Origin of the sequence: Halorubrum cibi, assembly GCF_900182635.1 — an archaeon.
In the GTDB taxonomy this organism is placed as follows: Archaea; Halobacteriota; Halobacteria; order Halobacteriales; family Haloferacaceae; genus Halorubrum; species Halorubrum cibi.
This window is the reverse complement of sequence record NZ_FXTD01000003.1, coordinates 50,497-73,514: the sequence shown is the minus strand read 5'-3', so window position 1 is coordinate 73,514 and position 23,018 is coordinate 50,497. Positions and strand designations below refer to the sequence as shown.

Sequence of the window (23,018 nt, the reverse complement as noted above, 5' to 3'; positions counted from 1 at the left end):
CTCGACGGAGTCTCCGTTCCTCGGCGTTCGGCCGGCTCTACTCCTCGGGGTCCTCGCCGCGGGCGCGCTTGTACATCGCGAGCGCTTCCTCGCGGCGCGCCGAGTGGTCGACGATCGGATCGGGATAGTCTGGCGCGGCGTTTGTCCGTTGGGTCGGCGAGCATTCGTGCCAGCCGTGGACGACCTCGCTTGCGACGCCGCGAAGCTCGGGGACGTATCTCGCGATGTACTCGGCGTCCGGGTCGTAGCGTTCGCCCTGCGTCATCGGGTTGAAGATCCGGAAGTACGGCTGTGCGTCGGTCCCGGTCGAGGCCGCCCACTGCCACCCGCCGTTGTCGTTGGCCGTGTCGTGGTCGGCCAACGTCTCGCGGAAGTGGTCGTAGCCGTGTCGCCAGTCTGCGAGCAGGTCCTTCGTCAGGAAGGAGGCCACGATCATCCGGACGCGGTTATGGACGTACGCCTCCTCGCGGAGCTGGCGCATTCCCGCGTCGACGATCGGATACCCCGTCTCACCGCGCTTCCACGCCGCGATCTCCTCGGGATCGTCGCGCCAGTCGATCCCCGCCTCGTACTCCTTGTAGTTCTTCGTGACTACCGACGGGTTGTGAAACAGCACCTGCGCGTAGAACTCGCCCCACGCGAGCTGCGCCCGGAACTCCTCGACGCTCCCCGCGGCGTCGTCCTCGGGTCGATCGCCGGACTCCGCGGCCGCCATCGACTCCTCCGTGGCGGCGTACACTTCCCGGATCCCGATCTCGCCGTACTTCAGGAACGTCGAGAGCCGGGAGGTCCCCTCGCGGGTCGGGTGGTCGCGGTCGTCCTCGTAGGAGAACACGTCCTCGGCGAGGAACGCCTCGAGCCGCTCTCTGGCCGCCTCGGTTCCGGCCGGGCCGACGGCGGCCTCTGGCTCCGCGAACCCCAAATCGGCGGGCGTCGGGAGGTCGCCGACGGCGACGTTCGCGTCGTCCGCTTCGAGGACGCCCGTCACCCTCTCCGCGAGACCGCTTCCTGCGAGCTCTTTCTCGTCGAGCAGATCCGGCTCCTCGGGCGTCGGAACCGGCGCGTCCTTCTCACGATCCCGCCACTTCTTCCGGTAGTAGGAGTAGACGGAGTAGGGGTCGCCGGCGTTCGTCCGGATCGAGTCGGGTTCGTGTAACACCCTGTCGTGGTGCGCCTCGCGGGCGATCCCGGCCGCGTCGAGTGCCCGCCGCACCGCCGCGTCGCGGTCGCGGGCCAGCCCCGAGTAGTCCCGGTTCCACACCACGCGCTCCGCGTCGAGGTCGGCGGCGACCGCCGGGAGAACGGTTTCCGGGTCGCCGCGGGCGACGAGGAGGTCGCTCCCGCGGTCGCGGTAGGCGTCGAGAAGCGCCCGCAAGCCGTCGAGCAGGCGCCGAACGCGGACGTCGCTCGCGTGTGCGAGCACGTCGGGATCGAAGACGAAGACGGGCGCGACCGCGTCGCGGTCGGCCGCGGCCGCGAGCCCGACGTTGTCCGCGACCCGGAGATCGCGTCGATGCCAGAACAGTTCCATGGAGGTCCCACGGCGGCCGGGACCGTGAAACCACCGTCACGTCGCTCGCGCGGTGGCGGTCCCCGCGCGGTGGCGGTCCCCGCGCGGCGACCTCGACCCTCGACCCTCGAGCGTCGCCCGTCGATCAGAGCTGTCGCCCGCGAGTGTACCGAACGTGTGCGACCGCCGCGACGAGAAGCAGGGCCGTCATCGCGGCCATCACGACGGCCGGACCGAGCGCGGCGAACGGCGGCGTTCCGGTGGCGTACGCGAGGGTAATCGCGACGAAGAGCGCGGTCAATCCGAGATAGAACTCGGACCAGGTGAACTCGTTCTCGCCGACGACCTCGAGATACGCCTCGAAGTCGTCCGCCGCCGGCGCGAGCGACACCAACCCCGAGTTCCGGTCGTACTCGACCACGCCGCTGCGCTCCATCCGCGGGAGGTGTGACTGATACAAGGACGTGTAGAGCCGTTTCCGCTGCGTGTACGTCACTTCGACGGGGTCGAGACCGTTCTCCTCGGCGGCGATCGCCGTCGCCAGTTCGCGGAGCTTGATCTCGCCGTCGTTTCGCCGGAGGAACCGCAGCACGTGTCTGCGGCGTCCGTTGCTCAACAGCGCGAACACCTCGTCGGTCGGAATGTGGTTCGGATCGCCGCCGTCGCCGGCCGCGTCCCCGCCGGTCGGGTCTTCGTCGTCGGGCACCCTCTCATCGTCCGCTGCCTCGTCTTCGGCCGCCACGGGATCCATCGACTCGCTGGGATCGCCGTCCGATACGTCGTCTCGTTCCGATGATATCTGATCCATTTGGGTAGTCGTCTCCTGTTCGCCCGTAGGTTCCGATCGGACCGGTTCGGCCGTGGTTCGACCGCGTTCGGAGGCCGAACGACCGAACGGTCGCGAGCGGCGGCCGCTCCCGCGGGAGGAGGTCGTTTCCGGGAAATTTCCGCCTCCGATGGCACATGCCGGCCGAGCGCGGGCGAGCGCGGATCCGCCGCGTATCGTCACGCTGTCAGACACATCGTCACATATTAACCGTTCCCATATTTTTTTATCCATACATTAATACGCCGAAATCGAACATTTCGCCACCGATCCGTTCGCCCCTGTCGGCGCTTGAGCACTCGATGTGGCCGAAAGCGGCCGCGCTCGCGTCGCACTGACTCCGACCGGCTCCCCGTCGTCAGATTCATAGACTATTTAATGTGAAATTAATTAATTATTAGTGATTGCTTTCTGTAGTCCCCGGGATGATGGGGGGACACACCGACCTCAAGACGACCGAGGAGGCGGCGGACCTCTCAGACATCGGCTCGGCGGGGACGGCCGGATCGGAGGGTCCGACGCGCGACGAGATCTTCGACGTCCTCTGTAACGAGCGACGACGCTACGTGCTCGAGTACCTCCGGGAGTCTCCGGAGGATCGGCTCCAACTCCGGGACATGGTCGAGACGATCGCCGCCTGGGAGAACGACAAGCGGGTCGTTGACGTCGAGTACGCGGACCGGAAGCGGGTGTACACGGCGCTCCGACAGACGCACCTCCCGAAGCTCGACGAGACCGGCGTGATCGAGTACGACAGTCGGCGCGGGGAGCTCCGACCGACCGACGGCATGGCCGACGTCGAGTTCTATCTCGATTACGTCCCCGAAAACGAGATATCCTGGGCGCAGTACTACCTCGGGCTCTCGCTCCTCGCGGTCCTGCTCCTTCTCGGAGCGGTGGTCGTCGGGACGGCCTTCGGCGTCGTCTCGTTCACCACCGCGGCGCTCGTCGTCACGGCGTTTCTCGTCTCCTCGAGCGTTCACATGTATCGCACCCGCCGAAACGCGCTTCACCGACGACCCTTCGGGAGAACCTGAGTGATCGACGATGCCCTCACCGCTCCGCCGGACGCTTCGATCCGCGGCCGCGAAGGAGTCGGTTCCTCGCGAGACGGTCTTCGAGATCCTCCGCAACGAGCGGCGGCGACACGTGCTCAGGTATCTGAAGGCGCACGCCGACCGCCCGGTCGCGTTCGACGACCTCGTCGAGTACGTGGCCGCCCGCGAGAACGACGTTCCGCCCGCAGAACTCACCGCGACGCAGCGCAAACGCGTCTACTCCGGACTGACGCAGACGCACCTCCCCATGCTGGAGGAGTGCGGCGTGATCCGATACGACCCCGGGACGGGACGCGTCGCCCTCACGGGCAAGGTCCGCCGGGTGGAGTTCTACCTCGAACCCGTCCCCGAGAGCCGGCTTCCGTGGAGCTACTACTTCCTCGGGCTCTCGCTCGTCGGCGTCGCCCTCCTCGGGATGAAGGCGCTCGGCGTCCCGCCGTTCGGTTCGGTCTCCGTGGCCGTCCTCCTCGGACTCATCGTCCTCGCGTTCCTGCTCTCGTCCACGGTCTACGTCCGGGCGACGAACCGGAACCGCCTGGGGGCCGGTCTCGAGGAGGAGTGACGGCGATCCAAGCGAGACGTCACACCGATCGAACGCCCGGATCTCGACCTTACAGGCTCCAGAGGTAATCGACGATGGGGATCAGGATCAACAACAGGATCAGAAGCCGCAGCACGTTCCGTTTCGTCACGAGCCGGTAGCCGCCGATCCGGCCGCCGTCGACGCGAAGGCGTCCGGTCCCGGCACGGCGCGGACCGTCCGACGGGTCGTTCGGTTTCATCGCTTGTCTTCACCTATCCTCGAAGCCGCCCCGCGTCCCCTCGACGCGGGAAGTCGGGGTCCGGCGGATGGACATCCCGACTGGTCAGGCGGACCCGGAGCCGTCGTCGGTTCCGTTACCGCCTCCGAGCGTCGATCCGGGAGCGTCGTTGTGGCGACACTGCTCGGTGTAGAAGCCGAGATCGAAGCTCGCCGAATCGCTCTGGACCTCGTTGCCGACGTGATCGGGGATCCACCACTCGAAGCCGAGACAGAACGTCCACTCGGCCGGGAAACACACCGGTTCGCCCTCGTTCGGGTCACAGTAGGAGAAACGGGCGGAGACGAAGGTCCCCCCGCCGTTCCCGTTCGGCGTGACGACGTTGTTCTCCCCGGTCGAACAGCTCGCCCCTTCCAGATCCGCTCGGATGTCACCGTCAGTGTCCTCCAACACCAACTCGCACATCCCGAGGTCGTCCGATCTGTAGGTCTGCCCGTCGTCACCCTCGACTTCGTCGACCCGCGTCCAGTCGAACTGGATGACGTCCTCGAGGTCGCTCTCGGCGTTCGGACGGAGCATGCCGGACACGTACATGTCGTCGAATTTGACGATCAGCCCGTCGATCAGGTCGTTGTCGGGATCCTCCAACCGGACCCACACGACGAGGTTGTCCTCGTCGTCGCCGGCGGTCCCCTCCTCCACCCTGACGACGTCGCCGGCACCGTCGACTGTCAGGCCGTCGGACGTGAACTCGATCGGAGCGAGCTGACGACACCCCGTGGTGGGTTCGATCCCCGGGTAAACGCCCGGGTTCAACATCCGACAGTTCTCCGGAACCTCCTCGAACTCGTCCAGAAACGAACGGAGCGTCGTCGGGGAGCCGGCGAGTACGCCTTGTTCGTCCGTCTCGTCGAACTCGTTGTCGCAGTCCACGTCGTACCAGGCCTGGACGTGGATCGCGTCCAGCAGCTCGACGACGCCGTCCTCCTCGTCCTCGGCGTTCGCCTCCGGCTCAGTCAGGCCGTTCTCGCTGGCGTCGACGAGGTCCCCGCAGAGCCAGACGTACCCCGGATTGTCACACAGGTGATAGCTGAACGTTATCTCCCCCGAATCACCGGGTTTGACGTCGTCGAGTTCCACGAGCGCCTCGCGGTCGCCGAACTCGTATTCGTGGGTGAGCGTCTCGCAGGTGAGGTACCGCTGGATGTTCGCCCCCTGATCTTCGTAGGTGACCACCTCGTCACCGCCGAGGGAGTCGTACTCGCCCAAGTCGAGCGACTGGATCCCGTCGTCGTCGTGATCGGGGTGGGCGTTGACCCACGGCCGTCCGGCGTCGCCGTACATCGAGAGGTCGCCGCTCTCGGGGCCGTGGTACCGTTGCTGCCAGTCGATCTTCAGATCGAGTTGCCCGGCCGTCAGCGAGTTGCCCTCGAACGACTCCTCGTCGCTGAAGTAGGCGCTCGTGCCGAGTCCAGCGCCGGCGCTCGCGACGCCGACCGCACCGAGGCTCGCGAGCGCCTTCCGACGCGAGAGTTCGAATTTGTCGTGGTTGCTCATTCGTGCTCATCCCCCTCGGGGGAAACCCGCCGGCGGAGTCGAACCGCCGCGTCCGGGTTCGACCCCGGACGCACACCCGTGTCGGGCGATGGTTTCGTCGACGATAGTCTACGATGCCGTCGTGTTACCCGATCCGCCGTCGGAATCGGTGCCGTTCATCGTCTGCCCGCTGCCGTCGTTATGGCGGCACTGTTCGGTGTAGAAACCGAGATCGAACTCGACGGAGTCGCCCTGGATCACGTTGCCGACCTCGGTCGGCACCCACCACTTCATGCCGATACACTTCTGGGCACCCGCCGGGAAGCAGTCGCGCTCCGGCGAGGTGGCTCCGTCGCCGTATCCCATGTCCCCGGTCCCGTCGAGCGGGATCCGGCCGTCGTTGCGGTCCATGATCGCCATGGCCTCCGCGAGCGTCACGGGGGAATCGTGCTCGCCGTCGCCCTCGCCGAGGATCAGCTGCTCGCTGCCGCCGACGACACCGCCGATGTCCTGGAAGACCGAGACGACGTTCGAGACGTCCGCGTCGAACGCGAACTGATCGATGTCGGGGTAGTTCGCGGGATCGCTCGCCATGTCGCCGAGGATGCCGCTCGGACTTCCGCTACCGTAGGCGATGGTGAAGATCTCGATGTCGTCGTTCTTCGCGTTGGTGGCCTCCTCGGTCGGATCCGTGTTTCCGATCGGATCGGTCACGGCCGTACCCTCATTCGGCGAGCCGTCGCCGAGGACGACCATGATCTTCCGCGCGCCGGAACGTGCGTTCCCGCTCTCGCTGTATTCTGGATCGAACGTGTCTCCAACCGTGAGTTCCTCGTGAGCTCGCTCAACAGCGGCCTCCATGTTCGTCCGTCCGCCGGCCGTGAGGTTGTTCACCTCCGTCTGGACCGAGCCGTGATCGGTGGTCAGGTCCGCGTCAAGCGTCGAGTCGTTCGTGCCGCCGCTACCGTCCTGTCCGCCCGTCGAGAACGAGACGAGACCGACCTGATCGTCCGGGCTGAGCGCGGAGATGAGTGCGTTCGCGCCCTGCTGTGCCTCGTTGAGCGAGCCGCTCATCGATCCGGACCGGTCCATGACGATGACGACGTCGGCGGCCTCGCCTTCGCCCTCGCCGCCGCCCGTGTCGCGGATGTTGTCGCAGTCGTCGTCGTACCAGAGTTCGACGTACGTGTTGTCGGCGAGGTCGCCCGTGTCGTCGCTCTCCGTGACGGAGCCCGGATCCGACGAGTTCATCGACACCTGTTCCGGTTCGGTCAGCGTCCCGCCGCTCTGACTGTAGTTGTCGGCGGTGAGCCAGACGTAGCCCGGATTGTCACAGAGGTGGAGACTGAACGTGATCTCTCCCCAGTCGCCGGGTTTCACGTCGTCGAGCGCCACGAGCGAGTCCTGGTCGATCGGCCCGCCGTTGTCTGCCGACCGATCCGGAGAGGAGAAGACATTCTCTGGAAGGTCCGCACCGCTCTCGAGGTCTTCACACGTGAGCTCGATCGGGTCGTTTCCACCGTCCTCGTTGTCGAGCACGTACTCCGTGTTGTCGTCGATCGATTGGAGCCCGTCTCCGTCGTGGTCCGGGTACGCGTTGACGGGGACGATCGTCTCCGCCGCGCCGTAGTACGACTGCTGCCAATCGACCTTCAGGTCCAGTTCACCCGCGGTGATCGAGTTGTTCTCGAACGATTCCGTGTCACTGAAGTAGGCACTCGTGCCGAGGCCCGCTCCCGCGCTCGCGACGCCGATGCCGCCGAGCCCGGCGAGCGCCTTCCGCCGCGATATCTTGAATCCGTTGTTGTCGCTCATTTGCGTTCACCCCCCAAGGGGGAAACCCACCGTCGGAGTCGAACCGCCGCGGACACGACCGAGCGGTCGCGTCCGGCACCTGCGGAGGCGTAATTAATTATCGGACTATACCACGTCGAACCGGATCCAGTCGATGTAGTAATTTTGCTCGGCACCCACGCGAGCACCGAGTTCGACCCCGTCGAAGGCGGTCAGCGTCACTGTCTCGCTCCCTCCGGAGGAGACCACGACCCAATTGTATCTTTTCCCGAAGTCTTGCCCGGCAAGAGGGCCAGATCCGATTGTTTGGCCTGTATATTGGCTGTCGTCACCAGATTCGCCGTCGACTCGGTAATCGAAGACCATGGTCCCGTTAGCGGGATTATTGAACGTGACCTCCATCTGGTTATCCTCAAGTGAGTCCGTGGCGGAGTCCGTCCCGAGCGTCCACTCGATGTACGGTTCCGTGCCTTCCGGTCCGTTATCCTCGAGTCCGGGCGAGTCCTCGTTGTTCTCGAGGAGGACGAGATCGCCAATACACGGGTTCGTGGTACCGTCGTTGTGCCGGGACTGGATCGCGTGGAAGGATAGGTCGAACTCGAGGGAATCGCCCTGGATCACGTTGCCGACCGTGGTTGGGAGTTCCCAGTCGAAACAGAGGCAGGCGTTCTCGGCATCGTCCGTGCCCGTACCGGCGAAGGGAGCCTGATCGCCCGCAGCTGCGTCGCCGTCTCCGCTACCATCGAGCGGGACTCCCGCCTGAAGCAGTTCGAGCACCTCTCGGAGCGTACCGGAGAAGATCATCTCGCCAGTGTCCGTCTGCTCTCCCTGATCGTCGAGGGTACAGTACGTGACGTCGACCTCGATGTGCTCTTCCAGTTCTCCCTCGCCGTTGTCGTCTTCCGGCTCCGGTTCGGTATAACCGTTCTCGCTCGTGTCCGTTAGCTCCCCGCACGCCCAGATGTACGCCGGGTTGTCGTCGATGGTGAAACAGAAGTACGAGTGGCCGTGATCGCCGGGCTTGACGTCGTCGAGCGTCTGGCTCATCGCCGTTCCGTCACCGTTGACCGTCAGATCGTCGCCCGGATCGGTGCCGTTCACCTCGTTCGTGAAGCTGTTGATCGTGTACGTTCCCGCGGAGCCTTGGTCCTCGTGAACGACGAAATCGACGGCGAGGTCGAGCTCGCCGGCGGTCATCATGTTCCCGGTGAACTCCTCCTCGTCGCTGAAGTACGCGCTCGTTCCCAGCCCGGCTCCCGCGGAGGCGGCCCCCACGGTTCCGAGCCCGATCAGTGCGTTCCGCCGTGACAGTTCGATTTTCTTGTCTGACATCGTGGATCGACCCCGACTCGTTCGCCGGGCGTGGTAGATGGCCACGATACCCACCCCCTTAGCCAATCACACCATTTCTGCTGAAACGTCGCCGTTGAAGGCTTGAACGTCGGATTCTCTCCCGATAACGTGCCGTTTTTCAGAGTGAAACGATCGTTTTGGCTTCCGATCCGAGCGATCCGCTCCGTCGGATCGGAACGTCGAGAGGGTCGGCAAAAATCGCCGATGGCGGTGGGAGCGATCGAAGGTTTCCCTCCGAGTACGCACACGCTACTCGCGACGAGCGGCCCTAACGGACGATTACGTCCCGGTCGTGAGTCGGGCGAACGGAGGGGTGGATCGCGTCCGCGGTCGCGTCGTTCCGGATGGACCCGACACGCGTTGCCTGTCGTCTTTCGGGCTGGGTCTGTCGAGAACCGACTCGCCGTAGGTAACGCGTACTTACTTGGGGGGCTAGTGTGGGTATTGATGACTCGGACCGAACACGAGTCGGATCACGAGACATGGCGATAACCGATCGATACGGCGGGCTTCCCGAAACGGAGATCCACGACCTGCTGCGCAACGAGCGCAGGTGTCAAACGATCAAGCATCTACAGGACACCGTCGGAACGACCACCTTGCGGGAGCTCGCGGAGACCATCGCCGAACACGAGACCGGCGAGTCACCCCCGCCGAAGAACGTCCGCAACAGCGTCTACAACTCGCTTCACCAAACGCATCTCCCGAAACTCGACAGACGCGGGATCGTCGAGTACGAGTCGGACCGGAAGACGATCCGGCTCGCCGAGGAGGCCCGCTGCGTCGACGTGTACATGGAGGTCGTGACGCCCTACGGGATCACCTGGAGCGAGTACTACAGCCTGCTCGGGACGCTCTCGCTTTTCGTCGTCCTCGCCGCGCTGATCGGCGTCCCGGTGATCTCGGCGCTCGACCCCGTACTCTGGGTCAGCGTCTTCCTGGCCTCGTTCGCGGCCTCGCTCGGCTACCAGCTGTGGACGGACCGGTGGGTGTACCTCAACGCGCTCTTCGGGTGAGTCGTTCCCGCGACCGTGATTTTTCGGCGTTCGAATTCGACCTTTTCGCGTTCGAACCCGACCCGATCGCTGATAAACCTCCGTGAACATCCGATTAACCACCGATCGATCACCGATCAATCACCGATTATGCGCGATCCGGTCGACGAACCTCGCCGACGGCGGCGGCGTCTCCGACTCCCGTCGGGACCGACCCCGCGGGTTCGGTCCGTGACGGGTCCGCGTCGGTAGGGGTGTCATACCTATGTCCCGTCGTCGCCTCCCTATGAGGCATGGACGCGTTATCTCGCCTCCCGATCTGGCTTCGGGACCCGCGGTACACCGGGTCGAACCGCTGTCTCCCGTGTACGATAGTCAACCTCGTCATCGCCGTCGGACTCGCCATCGCCGTCGCGACCGTCTCGGTCGGCTGGGCGGTCGCCGTCCTCGCCGTCGCCGCCGCGACGATCGGGGTCCGCGGCTACCTCGTTCCCGGGACGCCGGCGCTGACGAAGCGGTACCTCCCCGACCGGGTGCTCGCGCTGTTCGACAAGGGCCCGGAGCGGGACGGCTTCGCGAGCGGGACGCCCGCCGAGTCGGTCGCCGAGTCGACGGAGTCAGGACCGTTCGACCCCGCAACCGCCCTCGTCGAGGCCGGCGTCCTCCTCGAGGATCCGGCGATCGACGACTTCGTCCTCGAGGAGCGGTTCCACGACGCGTGGCGGCGGGAGGCTCGGAACCTCGCCGACGCCGACGAGGACGAGGCCGCGCTCGCGGCGTTCCTGGATCTCGACGCGGCGGCGGACTCCGAGACGGAGACCGTCGCCCTGACGGACCACGGTCACGCCTACGTCGCGTCCATCGAGAACGAGCCCGCGGGTCGCTGGGAGTCCCGACAGGCGTTCCTCGCCGACCTCGCCGCCGCGTCGACGCTCGCGGACCGATGGGACGGGTGGGAGAGTCTCTCGACGGCCAGGCGCAGCGAACTGCTCGGGAGCCTCCGGCTGTTCGTGGAGGCGTGCCCGACGTGTGACGGGGTCGTGACGCTCGACGCGACCGTCGTGGAGTCCTGCTGCCGGCGGTACGACGTGCTCGCGGCGACGTGTGAGGCCTGCGGCGCGCGGCTCTTCGAGGCCGACGTCGACCCCGCGGCGCTCGAACGCGCCGCGGCCGGGGCGTGATCGACCCAACGGCGTCGAGGAACCCGCACCGCCGTCGATCCTACAGCGTCGAGGAACCCGCGCCCCCGTCGATCGTCACGGCCTGCCCGTTGAGGAAGCTCGACCGCGGCGAGGAGAGGTACGCCACGAGATCGCCGAGTTCCTTCGGATCGCCCAGACGGTCGAGCGGAACGCCCTCCGTCCGCGCCTCGACGCCGGCCTCGTAGCTCTCGAGTTCGCCGCGGTCGACGGCGTACTCGATCAGCTCCTCGATCCGCGGCGTCTCGTGTGAACCGGGCAGGACGGCGTTCGTGCGCACCTCCGGTGCCAGCTCCGTCGAGAGGGTCTTCTCCAACCCGATGACGCCCATGCGAACGGAACTCGAGAGGACGTTGCTCGGTGCGGCCTCCTTGACCGTTCTGGAGGCGATGTTCACGATCGTGCCGCCGCCGTCCGCGCGGAGGTGCGGGGCCGCCGCCCGGACTGCTCGGACGACGCTCATCACGAGCAGGTCGTACGCGCGGTACCACTCCTCGTCGTCCGTCTCCAGGGGTCGAAACGGGGGCGGCCCGCCCGCGCTCGTGACGAGGTGATCGAGGCGGCCGAACTCGTCGATCGCCCGCGTCACGAGTCCCTCGACCTCGTCTTTCTCGGTGATGTCGGCCGTTTGCCCGACGACGTCGCCCGTCGCGACCGACTCGACCTCCTCGACGGCCCGCGCCAGACGCTCGGGGTCGCGGCCGTTGACGAGCACGTCCGCCCCCTCGCGGGCGAGCGCCTTCGCCGAGGCCCGTCCCAGGCCGCTGCTCGATGCCGTGACCAACGCCGCGTCGCCGTCGAGGTTCAGATCCATGGCGTGTCCCTCTCCGTCCGGAGGCACAAAAGGGTGCGTCGACACGTCGGCCCGAGGGCCGGACGGAGCGGCCGGAGCGAAGTGTTCGGAGAACGCTCCGCGACTCACTCCGCCGGGTCGGCCGCGCTCGCGTCCGCCTCGTCGGTCTTCCCCCCGTCCGTCAGCGACTCCAGCAGGCGGACCGCGGGGGCCTTCGCGAGCGGCTCGTTGGCGTTGCCGCAGTGGGGCGACTGGACGCAGGAGGGGCAGCCGTCCGCGCAGTCGCAGCCGTCGATCAGTCGGGCGGTCCGCTCCATCAGCTCCTCGATCCGGGCGTGACCCCGCCGCGTGAGGCCGACGCCGCCGGGGTAGCCGTCGTAGACGAACACCGCCGGAGCGTCGGTGTGCGGGTGGTACGGGGTCGAGATCCCGCCGACGTCGCCGCGATCACACAGCAGGTGGAACGGAAACAGCGAGATGATCCCGTGTTCGGCCGCGTGGATCCCGCCGTTGAACGCGTGTTCGCCGCCGGGGGCCGCGTCGTCGTTCGGGACCGCGTCGTCGCCCTCACCGCCGGTGTCGCCGGCGTCTCCGTCATCGCTCCCGCCGGCCGCCCCGATCGTCCGCATCGCCGACTCCAGGTCCTCGGGCACCGGGAAGTACAGCGCCCGCGTCCGGAGCGTCGTCTCGGGCAGGTCGAGCGCGGACTCGCCGAGCGACTCGCCGGTCGCCGCGTCCTTGCGGACGAATCCGGTGACCCGCTCCGTGACGGTCACATCGGCGAAGCGGACCGGCACGTCCGGGCGCGCGGACAGCGTCCGCTCCCCGAGGTCCTCCTCGACGGTGATCGACTTCTCGGTGAGCGGCTGGGTGTAGTAGTCCGCCCACGACGACCGAAGCTCCGCGACGTTCCGGTCGAGATCGAGGTCGGCGACCTCGTAGGTGCGTCCCTGCTGGTGGTAGATCGCTCCCGGATGGGCGTCCCGGAGTGCGTCGACGAAGCCGAGCGTGGCGATCGACTCCCCGTTCGAGCCGTCGACCAATTCGACCTCGCGTTCCTCGGTGGTCCGGAAGCTCATCGCGTGCTGGGGGCTCTGAGAGGCCGCGTACGTCCAGCGCATCCCGTCCGCGGTCTCCCGCCGATCCAGCGTTCCCTCCGCCGTGAGGTCGGCGACGACCTCCGGAAACGACCCGCCGAAGTGCGCCTCGTCGGCCGGCGAGAGCCAGGACTCGTCGGCGGCACACGCCACGTGTCGGGGGAGGAGCCGGTCGTTCTCGGGGTCGCAGATCGCGTCCTCCGGCGGGGCCTCGAAGAAGTCCTCCGGGTGGGTCATCAGGTACTGGTCCAGCTGGTCCTCCCCACCGACCATCACCACCAGGGCCGGGTCCGACCCCCGCCCGGCACGGCCGGCCCGCTGTCGGGCGGACATCCGCGTTCCGGGGTAGCCGTCGAGGACCACGACGTCGAGCCCGCCCACGTCCACGCCGAGCTCGAGCGCGTTCGTCGACCAGACGCCCCGGAGGTCGCCCGCGTGGAGGTTAGCCTCGATCTCGCGGCGGCGGTCGTCCTTCAGGGCCGCCTGGTACGCGCCGACCTTTCCGGCGAGGTCGCGCTCGCCGCGCTCTCGGAGGTCGCTCGCGCTGTCGGTGGCGTACTGCTCGGCGGTCTGTCTCGCCCGCGTGAACGCCAGCGTCTGGCGGCCGCTCGCGACGAGGTCGACGAACAGCCGCTTGCTCTCCGTATGGCTCGACTTGCGGCGGCCGCTGCCGCGCTCCGCCCAGTCGTCGTCGTACTCCGGCGGGTTCCACAACACCCAGTCGCGCGGTCCCCGGCCGGAGGCGTCCTCGTCTACGAGGGTGATCCCGTCGGGATCGCGGCCCGTGACCGTCGCGGCGTGTTCGACCGGGTTGTCGATCGTCGCCGAACAGCAGACGAACGTCGGGTCCGCCCCGAACCGCTCGCAGGTTCGCGCGAGCCGACGCATCGCGAGCGCGACGCCCGTCCCGAAGACGCCGCGGTAGTTGTGGACCTCATCGATCACGACGTGCTCCAGCGAGGAGAAGAACCACTCCCAGAGACGCCCGGCGTACGGGAGAAGCGCGTAGTGGAGCATGTCCGGGTTCGACAGGAGGACGGTCGGGCGGGCGTCGCGCACGTCCCGTTTCTCGGCCCGCGAGAGCCGCCCGGTGTACGACGCGACGGAGACCCGGCTGCCGAAGCCGAGCCCGCGCGCGAGCTCCGAGAGCGACTCCTCCTGGTCGGCGATCAGCGCGTTCTGCGGGCCGACGTACAGCGTCCGCCCGCCGTCCTCCATCGCGGCCTCGAAGGCGGGGACGGTGTACGCGAGCGACTTCCCGCTCGCGGTCTCGGTGGCTAAGACGACGTCGTCGCCGTCGCGGACGGCCTCGATCGCCTCGGCCTGGTGGCGGTAGAGGCGGTCGACGCCTCGGTCCGCGAGCGCGTCCGCGAGCCGCGGCTCGAGGTCGACGTCGGCGTACTCGGGCTCGCGGGCGGGGAGTCGGCGGTGCTCGGCGATCTGTCCCTCGTAATAGGGCCGGCTCCGCAGCCACTCGATGGCGTCACCCACGGGTACGGGTCCGTCGGGACCGGGCGGGCCTAACCGTTGTGGTCGGGGTGAAGCGGAGTGTCGTGACGGTCCGAGTCGTCTCTCGGGGGGGCGGTCGGGCCGTCGCGGACGACCGGCGGCCAGCGCACCTCGGTCGCGATGGGGTCCTCGAGCGAGAGCGCCATGTGGATGTCGCCGTCGCGCTCGACGGTCTCGAAACCGAGCGCCTGATACACGTGCCGGGCGGCCTTGTTGTCGAACGTCACGTACAGGTCGAGCGCCTCGCGCCCGCCGGCCGCGGCGTCGGCGATCAGGTGTCGACAGAGCTCCGTTCCCACCCCGCGACCCTGTGCGTCCGGGTGGACGAAGACGGCGATCTCGGGGCGGGCGGCGTCCGTCGGGGTGTACACCGCGTGTCCGAGGAGCCGGTCGCCGCGCTCGGCGACGACGTTGCTTCCCTCCTCGAAGAGCGACTCGATCCACTCGATGCGGCGCTCGCGTCCGGCCGGCGGGAGCCCCTGCGCGCGGTGTTCGATCGTGAACGCCTCGTACATCCCGACGAGTCGGTCCGCGTCCCCGGAGTCGGCGGGTCGAACCGTCCACCGGTCCCCGAGCTTGTCGACGAACCGCGGACAGCGGGGGGGACAGTGGACGGTCCCCTCGCACTCGCTGCCGTCCCACCCGCCGCAGGCGACACCCGTCTCGTCCGCGACGTCGGCGGCGTCAGCGTCGTCGGAGTCGGCGCTCATACGCGTCTCTCGGTGCTCCGCCCGCATAAGCGTGCCAACGACTTTCACGGCGTGAGAATCCGGGCGAACGAGAGGTTCACTCCCGGATCAACACGATCCCCTCGCGGAAGACCGCGTGATTCGGGAGGACGTGCTCGCCGTCGTCGGTCTCGACGTGGGTCACGAAGAGGTCGACCTCCTGGACGATCCCGCGCTGCCCGGCGACGCGGATCTCGTCGCCGATCCCGTACGGCTGGCGCAACAGGAGGAATATCCCCGCCGCGCCCGCCGCGAGGAGGTCCTTCGTCGCGAGCGCGGTCAGGAGGACGACCGCGAACGAGTACGCCGCGAGCAACACGACGAGCGCGAGCGTCTGGACGCCGACCTGGCCGAGCGCGATGAGCGCGGCGACGTAGACGATGCTGTATTTCACGAGCGTCGGAAGCACGCCCACCTCGGGGAGCTTGATCCCGCGAAGCCGCTCGGCGACGAGCAGTTCGGCCTTGTCCCCGACGACGACCCCGACGATCACCACGAGGACGGCGACGAACAGCCGCGGGACGAACGCGGCCACGTCCGACCAGAAGAGGTCGACGTAGCGCACCTCCGCGACCGTGAACGCGACGAGGACGGTGACGGCGACGATGAAGTACGTCGACAGCTTGGCGACGATCCGAACGGTCGAGGTGTCGAACTCGCGGGCGGTGCGCTCGAAGGTCGTTCCCTCGATGGCCTCCGGGACGCCGGCGCGGACCAGCAGCCGGCGGTTGATCACCCCGACGAGGATCGCCAGCGCGAGCCCGAGCACGAGGACGAACAGCGCGAGCCACACCCGATCGGGGACGACGCCGAGCAGTTCGCCCGCGGTTCGGGCCGGGTCCGCCCCCGTCATCAGTACTCCTCCGGATCGACCTCTAAGACGAGTCGTCCGCCCTTGAACGCCCGGACGAGGCCGTCGGACTCGGAGAGGACGATCGCGGTCGCGTTCGTGTCCTGGGTGATCGCGCCGCCGGCCATGTGCCGGGCCCCGAGCCCCTTCGGGATGTCGACGCCCTCGGCGGCGGGTTCGAGGTAGCGGTACGCCGAGGCGATCTTCCCCGAGTCGGAGATCACGAACGCGCCGTCGAGCCGGGAGAACTCCTTCAACATGACGTTCACGATGGGGTCGCCGACGTGGACGTGTGACTTCTCGAAGGGGTTGTACGAGAGCGATCGGGACTTGTTCATCACCTTGCCCGCGTCGCCGACGACGAACAGCGCGCCGACGGGTTTCCCCTTCTGACCCTTCTTGCCGAGCTCGATGGCGACCTCGAGGACGTCGCGGATGACGCCCGGATCGGCGCGGGACTCGACGAAGAGGTCGTAGATGCCGGTGTGGACGTTCTCGTCGACGGTGACGCGGATCACCGCGTCGGACTCGCCCTCGAAGACGGAGACGACGCAGACGACCTCGTCGCCCTCGGCCACGAGGTCGGACTCCATCGCCCCCTCGATCCCGAACCGGATCCGGTCGCGCACGTCGCGGAAGGGGATGGGAAGCTCGACGAACGGGTCCGCGTCGACGTCGTTGTCGGGGGCGACGACGACGATCTCCGCCCGCTCGTCGCTCCGATCGCCCGCCTCGTCGGCGACGAATCGGTCGTGAAACGAGGCGGTCGGCGAGAAGAGGAGCACCGCGTCGGCGTCCTCGACGAGCTCGGCCAGGTGGTCGGTGAGTGACGCCATCGTCCTGTCACGACTTCGGGAGGACGTAAAACCGTTGTGTCGGCGTCGTACGGGCGTCAGACGCTCGAAGCGTCGATCGCGATGTCACGTCGATTTGTCGATGGGCGTCGCCGGTGGGCGTCGACGGCCGTCGACGGCCGTCGATCGGCCGGCTGCGGTCCGGTCGCGCACGTTTTATGCCTCACGCGCGTCGGTCCGGACGATCATGGCCACCCGAGACGCCCTCTGGGGCTACCGCGACGCGTTCGGCGACGCCTTCGGACGGACCCACTTCAGACGGTTCGGACCGGGCGTCGCCTCGAGCGTCGGTCTGGGGACGTACCTCGGCGAGCCGACCGACGCCGTCGACGACGCCCTCCGGGAGACGCTCCGACTCGGGATCGAGTCGGGAGTCAACCACGTCGACACCGCCGCGAACTACCGGTGCGGGCGGTCGGAGCGAGTGGTCGGTGAGGCGCTCCGGGACGCGACGGTCGACCGCGAGGCGGTCGTGGTGGCGACGAAGGGCGGGTTCCTCCCGTTCGACGGCGAGCGCCCCGACGACCCGGCCGCGTACCTCCGGGAGCGGTTCGTCGACCCGGGGATCGTCGATCCGGGCGATCTCGCCGGCGCGCACTCGCTCGCGCCGGGGTACCTGGAGTGGTCGCTCGACCGCTCGCTCGACCGGCTCGGCCTCGAGACGGTCGACTGCTACTACGTCCACAACCCGGAGACGCAACTCGCCCAGCGGTCGCGGGAGGCGGTGTACGAGGCCCTGGAAGTCGCCTTCGAGGCGCTCGAACGCCGACGAATCGCGGGCGACGTCGGGGCGTACGGGGTCGCGACGTGGGACGCGTTCCGCGTCGCCGAGGACGCGGACGCGTACCTCTCGATTCGGGAGGTTCTCTCCCGGGCGGAGGCGGCCGGCGAGTCGGTCGGTCCCGACGACGACCACGGCTTCGCGGCGATACAGCTCCCCTTCAACGTCCGCATGGCCGACGCGTTCACGCGGGCGAATCAGTTTCTCCCCGACGACCCCGACGGCGAGCCGATCTCGACGCTCGAGTTCGCCCACGAGGCCGGGCTCTCGGTGGTCACGAGCGCGAGCGTCGGGCAGGGGGATCTGACGGCGGACGGGGCCATCCCGACGGGCGTCGACGCGCGGCTCTCGGGCGACACGCCGGCCCAGCGCGCGCTCAATTTCGCGCGCAGCGCGCCGGGCGTGACCTGTTCGCTCGTCGGGACGACGGACCCAGACCACCTGCGGGAGAACGTCGCCGCGGGGACGTTCGACCCGCTCGGCGCGTCGGCGTTCGACGCGGTCTTCGAGTAGGCGTCGACGGGGCGACGACGGGGCGACGACGAGAAACGAATGGAGGACGGAACCGCGCGACCGCGGCTACCGGAGTTCCTTGAACTCGGCGCCGCACTCCGGACAGATGCGGACCGAGAACACTTCGTCGGGGTCGTTCTGCTTTTTCAGTACCTTCTCGCACGCCGCGCAGTTGAGCCGCTCGTAGGTGTCCTTGAACAGGTCACCGTCCCGTAGCGCCTTGCGCGTGGATTTCATGTGCCGACGTTCGTCGTCGGTGGGTATAAAAACCCCGCACGGCGGACGACGAGCGTCAGACGGCCGAGGAGTCCCGCCGATGGCGGGGCGGAGCGGGGAGGTTCACGAGCGTGACCGAGGTCGAAACCGCGCCACGGGTGCCGCTTAAACCGCGACGAACCACGGCCGAATCGGGGCTGAATCGCAGCCGAACCGCGATCGAACCGAGAACCGGCGACGGGATCGGGGGAGAGCGGCCGGTTCCGCAACGTTTGTACTGGCTCCCCGGAAACGGCGACCGTGTCTCGGAACCGGCTGTTCGGCTCGCTGTGTGCGATGGTCTTCCTCGCGAACTTCGCGCGGGTGGTGTTCGCGCCGCTCGTCGGGGAGTTCATCGACGAGTTCACGATCCGCGAGGGGACGGCGGGACTCATCGTCACGCTCGCGTGGCTCGGCTCCGCATCGCCGCGGATCCCGACAGGCTGGGTTCTCACCCGGACCTCCCGCGTGGGCGTCGTCCTCGCCTCGGGCGTGATGCTCGCACTCGGTGCGCTCGGCGTCGCGCTCGCGCCCGGCGTCCCGACGCTGATGCTCGCCGCGTTCGTCGTCGGGAGCGCCTCCGGCGTCTACTTCGTCGCCGCGAACCCGTTCGTCTCGGAGCTGTTCCCCGAGCGCGTCGGGCGCGTGATGGGGATCCACGGCATGGCGAGCCAGCTGTCGGCCGTCATCGCCGCGCCCGTGGTCACGGTCACGCTGTGGTACGACTGGCGGTACGCGTTCTACGGCCTCGCGGTCGCGGCCGCGCTCACGACCGTCCTCATCGTCGCCTTGGCCCGCCGGACCGACCTCCCGGACGCGGGCCGCAGCGACACGGACTTCTTCGGGGGCGCACGCTCGGAGTGGAAGCTCATCGTCGCGGGCGTCGTGCTCGTCGGGCTGGCGAGCTTCGTCTGGCAGGGGCTGTTCAACTTCTACGAGCTGTACATGATCGACAAGGGGCTCCCGCCGGCGACCGCCCGAAACCTCCTCACCGTGATCTTCGCGGCCGGCGTCCCCGCCTTCATCGTCTCCGGCGAGATCGCGGACCGGCTCCCGAACGTCCCGTACATCCTCGGGATCGTGACCGCCTTCCTCGTCAGCGTCGTGCTCGCGGTCCTCGCGTCGGGGCTCGTCGCGATCGTCCTCGCCAGCGTGCTCGTCGGCTTCTCCGTCCACATGCTGTTTCCGGCCGGCGACACGTACCTGCTCGGCTCCCTGCCCGACGAGTCGCGGGCGTCGGCGTACGCCGTCTACTCCGCCGGCATGATGACGACGCAGGCCGCCGGCTCGTGGGTCGTCGGCGAGGCGATCGAGGCCGGCGCGAGCTACGACGCCGTCTTCCTCGCGTCCGCCGCCGGACTCGCCGTCCTCGTGGTCGTCTACGCCGTGTTGAACGCCGTCGGCCGAGTCCCCGGCGGGGCCGCGCACACCTGAGCCGGCCTCTCATCGAGGAACGCTTCGCGCTCGCCGAGCCGAACGCGTCTCGCTCGCGGATCCCGGGTATCGTGCGTATTTAGGGGCTCGTCCCCCTCCGATCGGGTAATGGAGTACGTACAAGAGCGCGTGACCACGCTCCACGCGCTGACGGACCACCGCCCCGACGCGCCGACCGGGCGCGCGGCCGTCGTGGTGCCGATGACGGAACGCGAGTACGGGACGCTCGCGGCCGAACGGGTCCTCACCGCCCTCGAGAGCGTCGACCCCGCGCGAGTGATCGTCCCCCTTCGCGCCACGCCGGACCGGGCCGGGTCGTTCGCGGCCTGGCTCGACGGGTTCGACCTCGACGTGGAGACGCTGTGGTGTGACGGGCCGCGGCTCGCCGACCTGCTCGCCGAGCACGGCCTCGACGGCGACCGCGGCAAGGGACGGGACGTGTGGCTCGCGCTCGGCCGGGCGCTGCGAGAGGAGTTCGTCGTCGTCCACGACGCCGACACGGCGACGTACTCCCCTACGTTCGTGAACCGCCTCCTGTTCCCGCTCGCCCACGGTCACGAGTTCTCGAAGGGGTACTACGCCCGCGTCGAGGACGGCGCGCTGTACGGGCGGCTGTTCCGGCTCTTCTTCCGGCCGCTCGTTCGCGCGCTGGCGGACGCCCACGACGCGGACGTGTTGGCGTACCTCGAATCGTTCCGCTACGCGCTCGCCGGCGAGTTCGCGGCGACGGCCGACCTCGTCTCGAAGCTCCGAGTCCAGCGCGGGTGGGGTCTCGAGATCGGCACGCTCGGGGAGGCGTTCCGGAACGCCGGGTTCGCGGGGAGCGCGCAGGTCGACCTCGGCCGGTACGAACACGATCACCGCTCCGTCGACGGTCCGACCGGCCTCGCCGACATGAGCCGGGCGGTCGGCGCGGCGACCCTTCGCGCCGTCGACGACGCGGGCGTCGACGTCGCGTACGACACGCTATCCGACCGCTACCGCGAAGCTGCCGAGGAACTGATCGGTCGGTATGCGACCGACGCCGCGTTCAACGGGCTCGGGTACGACCGCACCGACGAACGCGATCAGGTCGCGACGTACGTCGACGCCGTCGCCGAGCCGGGACCTGACTCTCGGCTTCCGGCGTGGGAGGACGCGTCCCTCTCTCCCGCGGCGGTCGCCGAGGCGGCACGGGCGGACCTGGAGGCCGTCGCGAGTGCGGAGGCGGTCGCGGAGACGGACCCCGCGAGTCCGCCCCGTCGAGACGGATCGCCGACCGGAGGTGGCGACCGGTGAGCGAGGGATCCGGGCCGAGCGTCGCCGCCCGCGACGACCTCGCCGGCGTCGTCGACCTCTTCGAGTGGCTCACCCGCGAGGAGCTCTCGCGGGCGGTCTCGGAGCTCGCGTTCAAGCGGCGAGCCGAGGTCGACCCGGACGCGATCGACGCCGCCATCGACGCCGCAGTCGCGGAGTACGCGCTGGTTCGCGTGCCGCCGGAGGCGGTCTCGACCGACGAGGGCGCTCCCGAGGAGGCGGCCGATCCGCTCGCGGTCGGCCCGGCCGCGTTCCCGTCGCTGCCGGAGAACGCGGCGGACCTCCCGCACATCCTCGACGTCCCGGACCGCGCGGTCGACCGGGGAACCCTCTCGGAAGCGGTCCACGACCGGCTCTCGGCGGACGCCGTCTCGGCGATGAACGAGGGCGACGCGGACCGACTGGAGACGCTCGTCGACGTGACGTACGACGTCGAGGCGTGGACCCCGGTGGACGCGAGCCCGATCCGCGAGCGGATCGTGGCCGAGCTGGACGGCGAGTGAGACGGCGTTCGGTGGATGCGCCGCGGAGGGCCACGCGATCGCGGCCGATCACACCTCCTCGCGGCCGACATCGCGAACGCTCGCGGCGACCACGACCGCCGCGTCCCGCAGCTGGTCGAGCGCGAGGTTCTCGTCCGGGCCGTGGACGTTCGAATCCCGGCCGCCGGGGCCGAACTTGACGGCCTTCGTCCCGCCGGCGTGGAAGTGGCCGGCGTCGGAGCCGCCGCGGGTGCCGCGCACGGGCACATCGCCGACCACCCGGTCCGCGTTGGCCGCGACCGCGCGGACGTGCGGGTCCTCGGGGTCCGACAGGAACGCCTTCGTCCGGCTCAACGCGGTCACCGTCGCCGACGTGCCCGCCGGAAGGTCCGTGTCGGCGACGACGTCGCGGACCTCCCGCTCGGCGGCCGCGGCGTCGTGGTCCGGCGGCACCCGTCGGTCGACCGTGAACGAGCAGGTCGGCGGGACGACGTTGCTCGCGTCGCCGCCCTCGATCGTCGCGGGCGTACAGGTGGCGCTCCCGACGCCGGGAACCGCGCTCTCGCGGGTCGCGAGGTCGTCGCCGTGCGCGTCGAGGCGTTCGACGAGCCGCGCAGCCGCGACCACCGCGTTCGCGCCCTCCTCGGGTTCGAGTCCCGCGTGCGCGGACGCGCCCTCGACGTCGACCCGGAGCGTGAGCACGCCCGAGGAGGCGTACTCGACCGCGTAGGTGCTCCCCTCGACGATCGCGTAGTCGGCCTCGATCGCGCCGCTCTCGACGACGTGGCCCGCGCCCGCCTCCCCGCCCGTCTCCTCGTCGGCGGTCAGCGCCAGCACGAGCGTGGCGTCCTCGGGGAGGAGCCCGCTCTCCTCCAGCGCGCGCGTCGCCAGCGTGTAGGCGGCGATGCGGCCCTTCGAGTCGCGCGCCCCGCGGCCGTACAGCCGGCCGTCCTCGACCGCGCCGCCGAAGGGCTCGTGGGTCCAGTTCGACTCCTCGACCGGGACCGTGTCGACGTGGGCGTTGAGCGCGATCGTCGGGCCGTCGCCGCGGGTCGCGTACGCGAGGACGTTCGGTCGCGGGTGCGGTAGGTCGAGTTCCGCCACGAGCGTCTCGGGCGCGTACTCGACCTCGACGTCCCAGCCGTACTCCTCGTAGCGCGCCGAGAGCAGGTCGACGATCGCGGCGTAGTCGCCCGGCGGGTTCACGCTCGGCGTCCGGACCATCTCCCGGAGGAACTCGACCGCCTCGTCCTCGAGATCCGCGACCGTCTCTCCTATCGCCTCCAGTTCCGCGTCGGAAACCATGTCATCAACTCCCATCCACCGAAGGTAAACCTACGGCTCGCGTCCGAGGCTGCCGGATTCGGATCGAATGCGCACCCGAGAGCGAAACC

21 protein-coding genes are annotated in these 23,018 nt (G+C 68.7%); 8 read left to right on the top strand and 13 right to left on the bottom strand.

The window, feature by feature from the left end; all coding sequences use genetic code 11:
* Positions 1-37: 37 nt before the first annotated feature.
* Complete coding sequence (locus tag FN829_RS04725; protein ID WP_142985852.1) at positions 38-1,531, bottom strand: cryptochrome/photolyase family protein; 1,494 nt, start codon at positions 1,529-1,531, stop codon at positions 38-40.
* A gap of 124 nt (positions 1,532-1,655) precedes the next feature.
* Positions 1,656-2,318, bottom strand: coding sequence for a DUF7344 domain-containing protein (locus FN829_RS04720; RefSeq protein WP_142985851.1), 663 nt, complete (start codon positions 2,316-2,318; stop codon positions 1,656-1,658).
* A 446-nt stretch (positions 2,319-2,764) separates the two neighbouring features.
* Between FN829_RS04720 and FN829_RS04715 the strand changes: the two genes are divergently transcribed.
* The gene (locus FN829_RS04715; protein ID WP_142985850.1) at positions 2,765-3,373 is read left to right on the top strand and encodes a DUF7344 domain-containing protein; all 609 of its coding nucleotides are present in this window, start codon (positions 2,765-2,767) and stop codon (positions 3,371-3,373) included.
* Between the two features lie 10 nt (positions 3,374-3,383).
* The gene (locus tag FN829_RS04710; RefSeq protein WP_142985849.1) at positions 3,384-3,956 is read left to right on the top strand and encodes a DUF7344 domain-containing protein; all 573 of its coding nucleotides are present in this window, start codon (positions 3,384-3,386) and stop codon (positions 3,954-3,956) included.
* Between the two features lie 49 nt (positions 3,957-4,005).
* Here FN829_RS04710 and FN829_RS15830 read toward each other — a convergent pair whose 3' ends face one another.
* The 4 genes from FN829_RS15830 to FN829_RS04695 all read right to left on the bottom strand — a co-directional run bounded on the left by FN829_RS15830 (position 4,006) and on the right by FN829_RS04695 (position 8,817).
* On the bottom strand, positions 4,006-4,176 hold the full coding sequence (locus tag FN829_RS15830; protein ID WP_185955683.1) for a hypothetical protein: 171 nt from the start codon (positions 4,174-4,176) through the stop codon (positions 4,006-4,008).
* An 84-nt stretch (positions 4,177-4,260) separates the two neighbouring features.
* Positions 4,261-5,712, bottom strand: coding sequence for a SipW-dependent-type signal peptide-containing protein (locus FN829_RS16140; protein WP_246066445.1), 1,452 nt, complete (start codon positions 5,710-5,712; stop codon positions 4,261-4,263).
* 108 nt (positions 5,713-5,820) lie between these two features.
* Positions 5,821-7,506 carry a vWA domain-containing protein gene (locus FN829_RS04700; protein ID WP_142985848.1) on the bottom strand — a complete coding sequence of 562 codons (1,686 nt, stop codon included), beginning with the start codon at positions 7,504-7,506 and terminating at the stop codon, positions 5,821-5,823.
* A gap of 105 nt (positions 7,507-7,611) precedes the next feature.
* Entirely contained in the window at positions 7,612-8,817 is a 1,206-nt protein-coding gene (locus FN829_RS04695) for a SipW-dependent-type signal peptide-containing protein (protein ID WP_142985847.1), read from the bottom strand.
* Positions 8,818-9,320: 503 nt separating this feature from the next.
* Here FN829_RS04695 and FN829_RS04690 point away from each other — a divergent pair.
* Positions 9,321-9,854, top strand: coding sequence for a DUF7344 domain-containing protein (locus FN829_RS04690; protein ID WP_142985846.1), 534 nt, complete (start codon positions 9,321-9,323; stop codon positions 9,852-9,854).
* A 272-nt stretch (positions 9,855-10,126) separates the two neighbouring features.
* Positions 10,127-11,014 carry a hypothetical protein gene (locus tag FN829_RS04685; RefSeq protein WP_142985845.1) on the top strand — a complete coding sequence of 296 codons (888 nt, stop codon included), beginning with the start codon at positions 10,127-10,129 and terminating at the stop codon, positions 11,012-11,014.
* A gap of 40 nt (positions 11,015-11,054) precedes the next feature.
* Here FN829_RS04685 and FN829_RS04680 read toward each other — a convergent pair whose 3' ends face one another.
* From FN829_RS04680 to dacZ, 5 genes are all read right to left on the bottom strand, one after another.
* Positions 11,055-11,846, bottom strand: a complete 792-nt coding sequence (locus FN829_RS04680; RefSeq protein ID WP_142985844.1) for an SDR family oxidoreductase — start codon at positions 11,844-11,846, stop codon at positions 11,055-11,057.
* 104 nt (positions 11,847-11,950) lie between these two features.
* On the bottom strand, positions 11,951-14,413 hold the full coding sequence (locus FN829_RS04675; protein ID WP_142985843.1) for a DEAD/DEAH box helicase: 2,463 nt from the start codon (positions 14,411-14,413) through the stop codon (positions 11,951-11,953).
* A gap of 29 nt (positions 14,414-14,442) precedes the next feature.
* Entirely contained in the window at positions 14,443-15,141 is a 699-nt protein-coding gene (locus FN829_RS04670) for a GNAT family N-acetyltransferase (RefSeq protein ID WP_142985842.1), read from the bottom strand.
* A gap of 76 nt (positions 15,142-15,217) precedes the next feature.
* Complete coding sequence (locus FN829_RS04665) at positions 15,218-16,012, bottom strand: mechanosensitive ion channel domain-containing protein (RefSeq protein ID WP_142985841.1); 795 nt, start codon at positions 16,010-16,012, stop codon at positions 15,218-15,220.
* Positions 16,012-16,845 carry a diadenylate cyclase DacZ gene (dacZ, locus tag FN829_RS04660; protein ID WP_142985840.1) on the bottom strand — a complete coding sequence of 278 codons (834 nt, stop codon included), beginning with the start codon at positions 16,843-16,845 and terminating at the stop codon, positions 16,012-16,014. Before dacZ ends, FN829_RS04665 begins: the two co-directional genes overlap by 1 nt.
* Before the next feature lie 205 nt (positions 16,846-17,050).
* On the opposite strand from dacZ, the gene FN829_RS04655 reads away from it, so the two are divergent.
* Positions 17,051-18,157, top strand: coding sequence for an aldo/keto reductase (locus tag FN829_RS04655; RefSeq protein ID WP_142985839.1), 1,107 nt, complete (start codon positions 17,051-17,053; stop codon positions 18,155-18,157).
* Between the two features lie 66 nt (positions 18,158-18,223).
* Here the strand turns inward: FN829_RS04655 and FN829_RS15825 are convergent, their stop codons facing one another.
* Positions 18,224-18,394 (bottom strand): HVO_0758 family zinc finger protein, encoded by a 171-nt coding sequence (locus FN829_RS15825; RefSeq protein WP_185955682.1) that lies wholly within the window; start codon positions 18,392-18,394, stop codon positions 18,224-18,226.
* Positions 18,395-18,673: 279 nt separating this feature from the next.
* Here FN829_RS15825 and FN829_RS04650 point away from each other — a divergent pair, with 279 nt between their 5' ends.
* The 3 genes from FN829_RS04650 (at position 18,674) to FN829_RS04640 (ending at position 21,645) form a co-directional block, all read left to right on the top strand.
* The gene (locus FN829_RS04650; protein WP_142985838.1) at positions 18,674-19,846 is read left to right on the top strand and encodes an MFS transporter; all 1,173 of its coding nucleotides are present in this window, start codon (positions 18,674-18,676) and stop codon (positions 19,844-19,846) included.
* Between the two features lie 108 nt (positions 19,847-19,954).
* Positions 19,955-21,124, top strand: coding sequence for a glycosyl transferase family 2 (locus FN829_RS04645; protein WP_246066444.1), 1,170 nt, complete (start codon positions 19,955-19,957; stop codon positions 21,122-21,124).
* Positions 21,121-21,645, top strand: a complete 525-nt coding sequence (locus tag FN829_RS04640) for a DUF7109 family protein (protein WP_142985837.1) — start codon at positions 21,121-21,123, stop codon at positions 21,643-21,645. The genes FN829_RS04645 and FN829_RS04640 overlap by 4 nt, the downstream gene beginning before the upstream one ends.
* A 48-nt stretch (positions 21,646-21,693) precedes the next feature.
* Here FN829_RS04640 and FN829_RS04635 read toward each other — a convergent pair whose 3' ends face one another.
* Positions 21,694-22,929 carry a M20 family metallopeptidase gene (locus tag FN829_RS04635; RefSeq protein WP_185955681.1) on the bottom strand — a complete coding sequence of 412 codons (1,236 nt, stop codon included), beginning with the start codon at positions 22,927-22,929 and terminating at the stop codon, positions 21,694-21,696.
* Positions 22,930-23,018 lie beyond the last annotated feature (89 nt).

What these genes read in the sequence shown, in the direction of transcription:
- FN829_RS04725 (WP_142985852.1), bottom strand. Translation starts at nt 1,531, where the DNA reads ATGGAACTGTTCTGGCATCGACGCGATCTCCGGGTCGCGGACAACGTC.
- FN829_RS04720 (WP_142985851.1), bottom strand. Translation starts at nt 2,318, where the DNA reads ATGGATCAGATATCATCGGAACGAGACGACGTATCGGACGGCGATCCC.
- FN829_RS04715 (WP_142985850.1), top strand. Translation starts at nt 2,765, where the DNA reads ATGGGGGGACACACCGACCTCAAGACGACCGAGGAGGCGGCGGACCTC.
- FN829_RS04710 (WP_142985849.1), top strand. Translation starts at nt 3,384, where the DNA reads ATGCCCTCACCGCTCCGCCGGACGCTTCGATCCGCGGCCGCGAAGGAG.
- FN829_RS15830 (WP_185955683.1), bottom strand. Translation starts at nt 4,176, where the DNA reads ATGAAACCGAACGACCCGTCGGACGGTCCGCGCCGTGCCGGGACCGGA.
- FN829_RS16140 (WP_246066445.1), bottom strand. Translation starts at nt 5,712, where the DNA reads ATGAGCAACCACGACAAATTCGAACTCTCGCGTCGGAAGGCGCTCGCG.
- FN829_RS04700 (WP_142985848.1), bottom strand. Translation starts at nt 7,506, where the DNA reads ATGAGCGACAACAACGGATTCAAGATATCGCGGCGGAAGGCGCTCGCC.
- FN829_RS04695 (WP_142985847.1), bottom strand. Translation starts at nt 8,817, where the DNA reads ATGTCAGACAAGAAAATCGAACTGTCACGGCGGAACGCACTGATCGGG.
- FN829_RS04690 (WP_142985846.1), top strand. Translation starts at nt 9,321, where the DNA reads ATGGCGATAACCGATCGATACGGCGGGCTTCCCGAAACGGAGATCCAC.
- FN829_RS04685 (WP_142985845.1), top strand. Translation starts at nt 10,127, where the DNA reads ATGGACGCGTTATCTCGCCTCCCGATCTGGCTTCGGGACCCGCGGTAC.
- FN829_RS04680 (WP_142985844.1), bottom strand. Translation starts at nt 11,846, where the DNA reads ATGGATCTGAACCTCGACGGCGACGCGGCGTTGGTCACGGCATCGAGC.
- FN829_RS04670 (WP_142985842.1), bottom strand. Translation starts at nt 15,141, where the DNA reads ATGAGCGCCGACTCCGACGACGCTGACGCCGCCGACGTCGCGGACGAG.
- FN829_RS04665 (WP_142985841.1), bottom strand. Translation starts at nt 16,012, where the DNA reads ATGACGGGGGCGGACCCGGCCCGAACCGCGGGCGAACTGCTCGGCGTC.
- dacZ (WP_142985840.1), bottom strand. Translation starts at nt 16,845, where the DNA reads ATGGCGTCACTCACCGACCACCTGGCCGAGCTCGTCGAGGACGCCGAC.
- FN829_RS04655 (WP_142985839.1), top strand. Translation starts at nt 17,051, where the DNA reads ATGGCCACCCGAGACGCCCTCTGGGGCTACCGCGACGCGTTCGGCGAC.
- FN829_RS15825 (WP_185955682.1), bottom strand. Translation starts at nt 18,394, where the DNA reads ATGAAATCCACGCGCAAGGCGCTACGGGACGGTGACCTGTTCAAGGAC.
- FN829_RS04645 (WP_246066444.1), top strand. Translation starts at nt 19,955, where the DNA reads ATGGAGTACGTACAAGAGCGCGTGACCACGCTCCACGCGCTGACGGAC.
- FN829_RS04635 (WP_185955681.1), bottom strand. Translation starts at nt 22,929, where the DNA reads ATGGTTTCCGACGCGGAACTGGAGGCGATAGGAGAGACGGTCGCGGAT.